Source organism: Arthrobacter sp. P1_A5 (assembly GCF_056406825.1).
Window position 1 is genome coordinate 1 of the sequence record NZ_JBFTZL010000132.1, and the last position, 10,585, is coordinate 10,585.

8 protein-coding genes are annotated in these 10,585 nt (G+C 67.4%); 5 read left to right on the plus strand and 3 right to left on the minus strand.

Features of this window, described 5'->3' with window-relative positions; translation table 11 throughout:
* Positions 1 to 2: 2 nt before the first annotated feature.
* On the minus strand, positions 3 to 224 hold the full coding sequence (locus AC1D1S_RS15570) for a DUF7455 domain-containing protein (RefSeq protein ID WP_026266251.1): 222 nt from the start codon (positions 222 to 224) through the stop codon (positions 3 to 5).
* Positions 225 to 474: 250 nt separating this feature from the next.
* On the opposite strand from AC1D1S_RS15570, the gene AC1D1S_RS15575 reads away from it, so the two are divergent.
* The gene (locus tag AC1D1S_RS15575; RefSeq protein ID WP_476994859.1) at positions 475 to 2,583 is read left to right on the plus strand and encodes a DNA gyrase/topoisomerase IV subunit B; all 2,109 of its coding nucleotides are present in this window, start codon (positions 475 to 477) and stop codon (positions 2,581 to 2,583) included.
* A 168-nt stretch (positions 2,584 to 2,751) separates the two neighbouring features.
* Entirely contained in the window at positions 2,752 to 4,278 is a 1,527-nt protein-coding gene (locus tag AC1D1S_RS15580; protein WP_476994860.1) for a M20/M25/M40 family metallo-hydrolase, read from the plus strand.
* A gap of 102 nt (positions 4,279 to 4,380) precedes the next feature.
* Here the strand turns inward: AC1D1S_RS15580 and AC1D1S_RS15585 are convergent, their stop codons facing one another.
* On the minus strand, positions 4,381 to 5,370 hold the full coding sequence (locus AC1D1S_RS15585; protein ID WP_476945532.1) for a M56 family metallopeptidase: 990 nt from the start codon (positions 5,368 to 5,370) through the stop codon (positions 4,381 to 4,383).
* Positions 5,371 to 5,376: 6 nt separating this feature from the next.
* Positions 5,377 to 5,763, minus strand: coding sequence for a BlaI/MecI/CopY family transcriptional regulator (locus tag AC1D1S_RS15590; RefSeq protein ID WP_018772400.1), 387 nt, complete (start codon positions 5,761 to 5,763; stop codon positions 5,377 to 5,379).
* 320 nt (positions 5,764 to 6,083) lie between these two features.
* On the opposite strand from AC1D1S_RS15590, the gene AC1D1S_RS15595 reads away from it, so the two are divergent.
* From AC1D1S_RS15595 to cydD, 3 genes are all read left to right on the plus strand, one after another.
* Positions 6,084 to 7,679, plus strand: a complete 1,596-nt coding sequence (locus AC1D1S_RS15595; RefSeq protein ID WP_476994861.1) for a cytochrome ubiquinol oxidase subunit I — start codon at positions 6,084 to 6,086, stop codon at positions 7,677 to 7,679.
* Positions 7,680 to 7,741: 62 nt separating this feature from the next.
* The gene (gene cydB / locus AC1D1S_RS15600) at positions 7,742 to 8,791 is read left to right on the plus strand and encodes a cytochrome d ubiquinol oxidase subunit II (RefSeq protein WP_223917101.1); all 1,050 of its coding nucleotides are present in this window, start codon (positions 7,742 to 7,744) and stop codon (positions 8,789 to 8,791) included.
* Positions 8,792 to 8,799: 8 nt separating this feature from the next.
* Positions 8,800 to 10,585: thiol reductant ABC exporter subunit CydD (gene cydD, locus AC1D1S_RS15605; RefSeq protein ID WP_476994862.1), on the plus strand; the 1,786-nt coding region annotated here is incomplete at its 3' end.

Sequence of the window (10,585 nt, forward strand, 5' to 3'; positions counted from 1 at the left end):
GTCTAGTCGACCGGAACCGGAGCCTTCTGGTGAAGGCGGTCAGTCTCATCATGCCAGTCTGAACTGAGCGGCTTGAGGGTCGGTTCTACGGCGCGTGCGTGGTGGCCGCAGAAAAGAAGCTCACCGCCGGAGGCACCGAGAACAACTCGGACATATGCCTGTGCTCCGCAACGATCGCACCGGTCTGCGGCGGTCAGTGTGCGGTCCGCAACTGCTGTTGTCATGTTCGGCCTCCTTAGTAGATCGGTATACCTATATAACCAGCATTCGTGGCCAAACCATGGCACGGATGGCCTACTTTCGCTGTCCGCGTATCACGTCTCAGTAACGGCGGGTGGCCGGAGAGCCCCCGCGGGGAGTGGCAGACCATCGATCACCCGGAGTCCGACTAACCTAGGAAGAGCGTCAAATTCTGTGACTGCCGCCTGCGCACGCTGCGGTGGCTGTCCCGATCCTGTAAGGAGTTCACGACCCGTGGCACYCAGTTCTGATTACACCGCCCGGCACCTCTCCGTGCTGGAGGGCCTCGAGGCCGTCCGTAAGCGCCCGGGCATGTACATCGGCTCCACGGACTCCCGCGGCCTCATGCACTGCCTCTGGGAAATCATCGACAACTCCGTCGACGAGGCCCTCGCCGGCTTCGGCCACGACATCAAGATCATCCTCCACGCGGACAACTCGGTCGAGATCCACGACGACGGCCGCGGCATCCCCGTGGACGTCGAACCGAAAACCGGGCTGACCGGCGTCGAGGTCGTCTTCACCAAACTGCACGCCGGCGGAAAGTTCGGCGGCGGCTCCTACACCGCTTCCGGCGGCCTGCACGGCGTGGGCGCCTCGGTGGTCAACGCGCTCTCGGCCCGCCTCGACGTCGAAGTGGACCGCGGCGGCAAGACATACAAGATGTCCTTCCGCCGGGGGGAACCGGGCCGGTTCAAGGATCCGGGCACCAAGCCGGACCCCGCGACTCTCTTCGAACCCTTCATCGACGGCTCTGTGCTCGATGTCGTGGGCAAGGCGAAGCGCGGCGTGACCGGAACCCGGATCCGCTACTGGGCGGACCGGCAGATCTTCACGCCCGACGCCAAATTCTCCTACGATGACCTCGCCGCGCGTGCGCGCCAGACCTCGTTCCTGGTCCCCGGGCTGAAGCTCACGGTCCGGGATGAACGCAGGATTGCCGGCACGCCCGGAGAATCGGGCCCGCATGAAGAGGTTTTCCACCACGACGGCGGCATCTCCGAATTTGTCGACTTCCTCGCCGCCGACCCCGCCGTCACGGATATCTGGCGTCTCCATGGTGCCGGGAAATTCAAGGAAACCGTCCCCGTCCTCGACGAAAAGGGCCACAGCCAGCTCGCGGAGGTCGAACGCGACTGTGAGGTCGACGTCGCGCTGCGCTGGGGGATCGGCTACGACAGCACGGTCCGGACCTTCGTCAACATCATTTCCACGCCCAAGGGCGGCACCCACCAGTCCGGCTTCGAGCAGGCCCTGCTCAAGACCTTCCGGAAGGCCGTGGAGACCAATGCCCGCAAGCTCAAGGCCGGCACCGACAAGATCGAAAAGGACGACATCTTCGCCGGCCTGACCGCGGTCCTGACCGTCCGGCTGGCCGAACCGCAGTTCGAGGGCCAGACCAAGGAAATCCTGGGCACCTCCGCCGTCCGGGCGATCGTGGCCAAGGTGGTGGAACAGGAGATCACCGCGAAGCTGACCTCCGCCAACCGCAACGACAAGGCCCAGTCCGCGCTGCTGCTGGAAAAGATCGTCAGCGAGATGAAGTCCCGCATCTCGGCGCGGGTCCACAAGGAAACCCAGCGCCGCAAGAATGCGCTGGAAACCTCCTCCATGCCCACCAAGCTCGCCGACTGCCGCACCGACGACGTCGGACGCTCCGAACTGTTCATCGTCGAAGGCGACTCCGCACTCGGCACCGCCAAGCTGGCGCGGTCCTCCGACTTCCAGGCGCTCCTGCCGATCCGCGGCAAGATCCTCAACGTCCAGAAGGCCTCGGTGGGGGACATGCTCTCCAACGCCGAGTGCGCTGCTCTGATCCAGGTGGTGGGGGCCGGTTCCGGCCGCACGTTCGACATCAGCGCCGCCCGGTACGGCAAAGTGATCCTGATGACCGACGCCGACGTCGACGGTGCGCACATCCGGACCCTGCTCCTGACGCTCTTCTTCCGCTACATGCGTCCGATGATCGACGAGGGGCGCGTCTTCGCCGCCGTCCCGCCGCTGCACCGGGTGGAGGTCGTCAACGCCGGCCAGAAGGCCAACGAGATGATCTACACCTACTCCGAGGCTGAGCTCCATGTCCTGCTGGCGCGGCTCGCCAAGGAGGGCAAGCGCTACAAGGAACCGATCCAGCGGTACAAGGGGCTGGGCGAAATGGATGCGGAGCAGCTGGCCGAAACCACCATGGACCCGCGGCACCGAACGCTCCGCAAGGTCGGGATCGAGAACGCCAAGCAGGCCGAAGAGACTTTCGACCTCCTCATGGGCTCGGACGTGGCGCCGCGCAAGGATTTCATCATTGCAGGCGCCGCCAACCTGGACCGGGAGCGCATCGACGCCTGACGTTCCGCCGGCGGGGACGGGCCGGCGACGTAAATCTGTGCCGTCGCGGCTGCTTCGCTGGCGCCTGGTTCTCTCAACCTTTGCCCAAGGTGCTTCCGATAGCTTCATCTCACCCATGCGGGCAAGGACGCCCGGATCGGATTCCGCAGCCGAATCCAGGAGAACCCTATGAAGCAACGCCGGAATATCCGCCGTGCGGCCATCGCCGCCTCGATCGGACTGGCGGCCAGCCTTGCGCCGCCCGCACTCGCTGACAACGGAACAAACACGGCACCCCTGCGCGCTGCCGTGTCGGCAACAAACATCATGAAACACCTCGCGGCCCTCCAGACCGTCGCGGACGCCAACGGTGGCACCCGGGCTGCCAGCACTCCGGGATACGAAGCCTCCGCCCAGTACATCGAGCGCAAGTTGTGGGCCGCCGGCTACGCCCCGGTCCGCCAAACCTTCCCCTACGAGCGCTACGACACCGTCTCGGCGTCGATGGAGCGCCTCTCGCCCTCCCCGCGAACCTACGCCTATGACGCCCCGGACGGCTTCCTCGATATGAACTATTCCGGTTCCGGCAACGTCACGGCCCCGCTGAGCGCCGTCGACATCAACCTGGCCGGCGACCGGGCCTCCACCAGCGGCTGCGAGGCAGCCGACTTCGGCGGGTTCACGGCGGGCAACATCGCCCTGATCCAGCGCGGCACCTGCACCTTCCGGGTCAAGGCGGACAACGCCGCCGCGGCCGGGGCGGCAGGCGTCATCATCTTCAACCAGGGCAATGCGGACCCGGCGGACGAGCGCTTTGCCCTCTTCGGCGGCACCCTGGACGCGCCTCAGGCAGGTATCCCGGTGGTCAGCACCAGCTTCGCCACCGGCGCCGAACTTGCCGGGCTGAACGGCGTGAGCATGCACCTCGCTGTGAACTCCACCGTCACCAAGCTGACCTCGTTCAATATCCTGGCCGACACCGGCGGACGCGCGGACCGCACCGTCCTGGTGGGGGCGCATCTGGATTCCGTGCCGGAAGGGCCGGGCATCAACGACAACGGCACCGGGACAGCCGCCATCCTCGAGACGGCGATCCAGCTGAAGAAGTCGGGCCAGGCCCCCGTGAACAGGGTCCGCTTCGCCTTCTGGGGAGGGGAGGAGCCCGGACTTGTCGGCTCCGACTTCTACACATCCCAGCTGACGGCGAGCCAGATCAAGGCCCACGCGGTCAACCTCAATTTCGACATGGTCGGCTCGCCGAACTTTGTGCGGTTCGTCTACGACGGCGACGGCTCCTCCTTCGGCACGAAGGGCCCCAATGGCTCCGGGCTCGTCGAGAAGGTCTTCCTGGACTACTTCAAGTCCCAGAACCTGCCTACTGCGCCGACCCAGTTCGACGGGCGCTCGGACTACTCCGGGTTCATCAACAACGGGATTCCGGCGGGTGGCCTGTTCACCGGCGCGGAAGACCTTAAGACGGCGGCGGAAGCGGCAGTGTTCGGCGGGATACCGAACGTGGCGCATGACGCCTGCTACCACCAGGCCTGCGACACCATCGCCAACGTCAACACCACTGTGCTGGAGCAAATGGCCGACGCGATCGCCCACTCGACACTGACCTTCGCCATGACCACCTCGGCGATCAATGGAACGTCCAAGGGCAACGGGTCCGGCAACGTCGACCTCCAAGTCAAGGCCAGCAAGCTGCTGAAATAGCGGCGCTGATGGCTATCCTGGCGCGAAACCGGCCGCTCCGCCGCTGCTGTGGCGGGCGGTCCGGCGCCGGGGCCGGATGACAGGACTGGCAGGGAGCCGGACTTAGCCGAGCAGGCCAGGGACCAGCAGCAGGGCCGTCGGCACGGCCAGCAGCAGCACGCAGCAGGCCAGGACAGCGGCGCGCAGCGGTTCCGGCAGCGGCGGCTGCGGCGAGAGCAGGCGGCTGACGCGTGACGCCGTTGTACCCGCTGAGCCGCTGCCTCCGGTGGCGCCGGGCTGGCCGGGGTCGCCGTCGGCCACGCCGGGCTCGCCGAACGCCAGGCGCACCGCGGGGGTGGCCGGGGACCCGCTGGCCACAATGGCAATCGCCCTGATCAGGGTCGCCTTGCTCTCCGTCTTGAGCGCAACGTCGTCGGCCAGCATCTCGATCAGGGAGTTGACCGACTCCTGCGCCAGCCGGGTGGTGGGCAGCCAGGGCAGCGCCTGGCGCCACGCGGCGAAGGCCCACAGCAGGAGGTGGTGGCGCTGGCTCAGGTGGGCGTTCTCGTGAATCAGCACGGCACGCAACTCATCGGGCTCCAGGGCGGCCATGAGGCCGTCGGAGAGAACCGTCACGGACCGTGCTCCGCCGGGCAGGCAGTACGCCACAGGCGAGTCCACGTTCAGGACCATCGTCCCAGGGCCGTCGGAGGACGGCGACGCCAGGAGGTCCAGCAGCTCGCGGTGGCGGCGGCGCTGGCGCTGGATCTTGTAGTAGGTCAGCAGCAGGGTAAATACCAGGTGCGCCGTCAGCAGGGCCGCTGCCGAGAGCGCAAAGATGTGCCAGAAGCCCAGTTCCGTGGTGGGGGCATTGTGGAAGACCATGCCAGCCAGCGCCCGCAGGCCCGAGAGCAGGTTGTCCCCTACCGGCTCGAGCCCGTAAACCAGCATGGCGCCGATCATGGACAGGCCGCCGGCCAGGGCGATCGCCTGCCACAACAGCATCGCCGTGAAGGGGGAGCGGGCCGGCCACTGGGCACGGGAGAGGAGGATAGGCACCGGCCACGCCAATGCTATCGCCAGGACCGCCAGAAAATATGAGGTCCAGAACATCGGGCGCTAGCTGCGGCCCAAAAGCTTGCGCAGGGTTTCTGCCTCGTTATCCGTGACGGAACCAATGAACCGGGCCAGGACGGCTTCGCGGTCCGGAGCGGAGCCGAGGACCTCGTGCATGAGTTCCGCGGTGTGGTCCGCACGGCTCGAGACGGCTTGGTAGCGGTGCGGGCGGGTGCCGCGTTCGCGTTCCACCAGGCCCTTCCGCTCAAGGCGCGAGAGTACGGTCAGCACCGTGGTGACCGCGAGGTCTTTGCCCACGTGTCCGGCGCTGCCGTCCTGGGGCTGGGTGCTTTGTGCGAGGAGGTCCCGCAGCGTATTGGCTGTCGCAGCTTCTTGGCCTGCCCAGAGCAGGTCCATCACTGCCCGTTCCAGTTCACCGAGACTTGCCATTGCGTACATCCTTCTATGCCTGCCGCGCCGGCGTCATGCTGGGAAACTGCTGGTGCCTGCCGGGGCGGTGTATGTGAATACTTCGTTTACAAATTTACCGCGTTTTGCGCGTTCTTTCTACATGAAGTAGAACACGGCCGCCCGGCGTGTCGCGCCGCCGGCCCCGGGGCGGCGGGACAGGGGCTTTTTTCCATTGCAGGCCGTGACGTGCCGTGGGAGTCTGAGTTACGGGGAAGCGGCGATGTGTTCTACACTCTGTAGAAGAATCATTTCTACGCCACGTAGAAGTTGCTCGGACCTAGCCAAAAGTAGGGACTGCCTTGGACGCCTTGGAAATCGCACGCTGGCAATTCGGAATCACCACGGTCTACCACTTCATGATGGTGCCGCTCACGATCGGCCTCGGGCTGGTGGTGGCTGTGATCCAGACGCTCTGGTACCGCACCGGCAAGCCCGAATATCTGCGTATGACCAAGTTCTGGGGCAAGCTCTTCCTGATCAACTTCATCATGGGCGTGGCCACCGGAATCGTGCAGGAGTTCCAGTTCGGTATGGCCTGGAGCGAGTACAGCCGCTTTGTCGGTGACGTTTTTGGCGCCCCGCTGGCCCTGGAAGCGTTGTTGGCGTTCTTCGTCGAGTCAACCTTCCTGGGCCTGTGGATCTTCGGCTGGAAACAGCTCAAGCCCGCCATCCACCTGGCCTGCCTCTGGATCGCCGTCATTGGCTCCGTCTTCTCGGCCTACTTCATCATCGTGGCCAACAGCTGGATGCAACACCCCGTCGGCGTCGAAATGGTCAACGGCCGCCCCGTCATGACCGACGCGTGGGCCGTCTTCACCAACAACACGGCCCTGGTCGCCGTGCCCCACACTCTCTTCGGTGCCCTCGCCGTCGCCGGCGGGTTCCTGCTCGGCATCGCCTGGTACCACCTGTGGCGCCGCCGCCACGACGGCATCGACACCATCGGGGCCGACGGCAAGGTGATCCCCGGCGAAGCCGCCGGCATCCTCGGCCGGGACCGCAGCGACCACACCGTCTGGATCCGCTCGCTGAGGATCGGCGCCGTCGTCGCCATGATTTCCTTCGCGGGCACCGCCGTCACCGGAGATCTGCAGGGCAAGCTCATGTTCGAGCAGCAGCCCATGAAGATGGCCGCCGCCGAGGCAGCCTGCCATGATGGCACCGGCTTCTCGGTCCTCAGCGTCGGCAACCTCGGCGCCAAGAACTGCGATGACATCGTGGCCGTGATCGAGGTCCCGGGCATCCTGTCCTTCCTGGCCAAGGGCGACTTCACCACGGAGGTCAAGGGCGTCAACAGCCTGCTGGGCGAGTACCAGGACAAGTACGGCACTACCCTGCCGGACAACCCCATCTACGGCGACCGCGCCGGACAGCAAATCCAGTACGTGCCCGTCATGGAAGTCACCTACTGGGGCTTCCGGATGATGATCGGCTTCGGCGGCGTGGCCGCCCTCACCGCCCTTCTGGCGCTGTGGGCCACCCGCAAGGGAACCGTGCCGGCCTCCCGCGGCCTCATGCGCTTGGCGGTGTTCGGGATCCTCGCACCGTTTGGTGCCAACGCGGCGGGCTGGATCTTTACCGAGATGGGCCGCCAGCCGTTCGTCGTCGCCCCCAACCCGGACCCCAGCGGCATCGACCAGGTCTTCATGTTCACCGCCGCGGCTGTCTCACCGGGAGTCTCGGCCGGAGAGATCCTGACCTCCCTCGTGGTCCTGACCTCCATCTATGCTGTGCTGCTGGTGGTGGAGGTCAAGCTCCTGGTCAAGTACATCCGCGGCGGCGTGGCCTCGGCCATGCCGGAACTTGCCCACGCCCCCGTTGACGAAAACGAGGACAACACCCCCCGGGGCGGTCCCGGCAAACCCGACGACGACGTCCTGGCGTTCGCCTACTAGGCGCCCGCCCGGCACCCCACCACCCAGCAACCCACACGAAAAATACGCAGAGGATTCTCAGCATGGAACTGCTACCCACCATCTGGTTCGTTGCCATCGCGGTGCTGTGGACGGGCTATCTCTTCCTCGAGGGCTTCGACCTCGGCGTCGGCATGCTGATGAAGGGGTTCGCCCGGAACAACACCGAACGCCGCGTCCTGATCAACACGATCGGCCCGGTCTGGGACGGCAACGAGGTCTGGCTCCTGACCGCCGGCGGCGCCACCTTCGCGGCGTTCCCGCTCTGGTACGCCTCGCTTTTCTCCGCCCTGTACCTGCCACTCCTGCTGGTTCTCGTGGCGCTCATTTTCCGGGCGGTCGCCTTCGAATACCGCGGCAAGGTGGACAACCCCCGGTGGCGCGCCCGCTGGGACTGGGCCATCTCGGCAGGGTCGTTCGTCGCGGCCTTCGGCGTCGGCGCCGCACTGGCCCTGACCACCACGGGACTGCCGCTGAACGCCAACGGCGACCGCGAGGGCGGCCCCTTTGCCTGGTTCAGCGGTTACGCCGTGCTCGGCGGACTCGCCGTCGTCGGATTCTCCCTCCTGCACGGTCTCGGGTTCCTGGCGCTGAAGACCGACGGCGAGGTACGCCACCGGGCGCGGGCCTGGTTCGTCCGGCTGCTGCCTGTGCTGCTGCTGCCCATGGCCGGCTGGGCGGTGAGCCTCCAGCTCCTCAGCGGCGAGGCCTGGACCATCGCCGCCGTGGTCGCCGCCGTCGTCGCCGCGGTCCTGGCGTGGAATTTCGCCCGCAAGGGGGCCGAAGGCCGTGCCTTCATGTCGCTGGGCGCCTTTCTCCTGCTCGGCAGCGCCTCCATCTTCGGTGCCGCCTTCCCTGTGGTTCTTCCGTCCACGCTGGATCCCGCGTTCAATCTCACCGTCTCCAACGCCTCGTCCTCGGACTACACCCTGGGCCTGATGAGCATTGTGGCCTGCATCGGGCTGCCGCTGGTCCTGGCGTACCAGGCCTGGACGTACTGGGTGTTCCGGCGCCGGGTGAGCGCAGCGCATATCCCGGAGGCGCACAGCTTCCTTCCCGCGATCGCCGCCAAAGCGCTGGCACCGAAGGACTAACTTCCCAGATGAGACCGTTCCCCGCCGGCCCCTCGACCCGTTCCGCCCTCTACCTGCTGGGACTGCTTGCCGCCCTGAAGGCGCTCTCGCTCGTGCTCATGGCGCAGGCCGTGGCTTCGATGCTCGCCGGGCTCGCCGCTCATGACCCCGCCTGGGCAGACCAGCTGGTTCTGGGCGCCGCGGGGGCAGTGCTGCGCTCACTGACGGTATGGGGCCAGTCCGTGGCCTCACGCCGGGCGGCGCTCGGAGTGAAGGAGGAGCTGCGCTCGCAACTGCTGGAGCAGGCGCTCAGGAACGGCACGCGGTCTGCCGGGCCCGCCGACGGCGGCCTCGCCGTGCTGGCAACCCGGGGGCTGGATGCCCTGGATAGCTACTACACCCAGTTCCTGCCCGCGCTGGTGAACTGCGCGGCCATTCCGCTGCTGCTGGGCGCCCGCATCCTGTTCGCCGACTGGGTCAGCGCCGTGGTGATCGTGCTGACGGTGCCGCTGGTGCCGCTGTTCATGATCCTGATCGGGCGGTACACCGAGGAACGTGTCAGGGACGCCCAGTCCGCACTGGCACGGCTCTCCGGGCACATGCTCGAGCTCGCCAAAGGCCTGCCCGTCCTCGTGGGCCTGGGCCGGGCCTCAGCCCAGCGCCAGGCGCTGGAGGACATGTCCGAGGAATATCGTTCCCGGACCATGGGGACATTGCGCACGGCCTTCCTCTCCGCCCTGGCCCTGGAGCTCATCTCGACGATTTCCGTGGCGGTCGTCGCCGTGTTCATCGGCGTCCGCCTGGTCCACGGCGACATGGCGCTTGAGGCAGGGCTGCTTGCGCTCATCMTCGCTCCCGACTGCTACCTTCCGCTCCGGGAGCTCGGCACCGCACACCACGCCAGCGACGACGGCCGGGCAGCGCTCGCCGAAACCACAGCAGTCCTCGCGGACCCCGGAGCCGCACCCCTGGATCCGACGCCGGCCTCCGGTCCTGCTGCCGGCCCGCCCGCCGTCACCGTGGACGGACTGACCGTCCGCTTCGGCGGACGCACGGACGCCGCGGTCGGACCGTTGAGCTTCACTGCCGCGGCCGGCCAGATCACGGCACTCGACGGTGCCAGCGGCGCCGGCAAGAGCACCGTGCTCGGAGTCCTCTCCGGGACCGTCGGGACGGACGCGGGGACCGCCGTGTCCGGACGCCTCGGAGGATTCACGACGGCGGAGGTCGCCTGGGTGCCACAGCACCCCGTCATGGTGGCCTCCACGGTGCTGGACGAGATCCGGCTGTATCTCGGCGTTCCCGCCGCCGCCGACGCCGCGGCCGGCGGCCTCGGTGCCGGCACCGACGTGGGCGCGGAAGCCGATGCGGCAGCGAGGTGCCTGGCGGCCGTGGGCGCGGGGCACCTGGCGGCCAAGCACCCGGCCGAGCTGAGCCCGGGGGAGCTGAGGCGGGTTGCTCTGGCCCGCGGGCTGGCGAGGATCGAGGCCGGCGCCCGCGTACTGCTCCTGGATGAACCCACCGCCCATCTGGACCGGGGATCGGCCACACTGGTCAATCGGGCCCTCGCCGGGCTCCGCGGAAAGGTCACCGTGCTGCTCGTTGCGCACGACCGGCACACCCGGGACCTTGCCGACACTCTCGTCGCGGTGACGCCGGGCGCCGGCGGCCACCACGGCGGTGAACCTCCGGCCCTCGTCCCGCCGCTGCCGGCATCCGCCGGGGGAGAGCCGGGCGTGCGGGCGGCGGCTATCCGGGCGCCCTTCCTCGTGGACGCCGCGGCGCCGGGCCACAGCCAGGGCCCGGCCCCAAGCC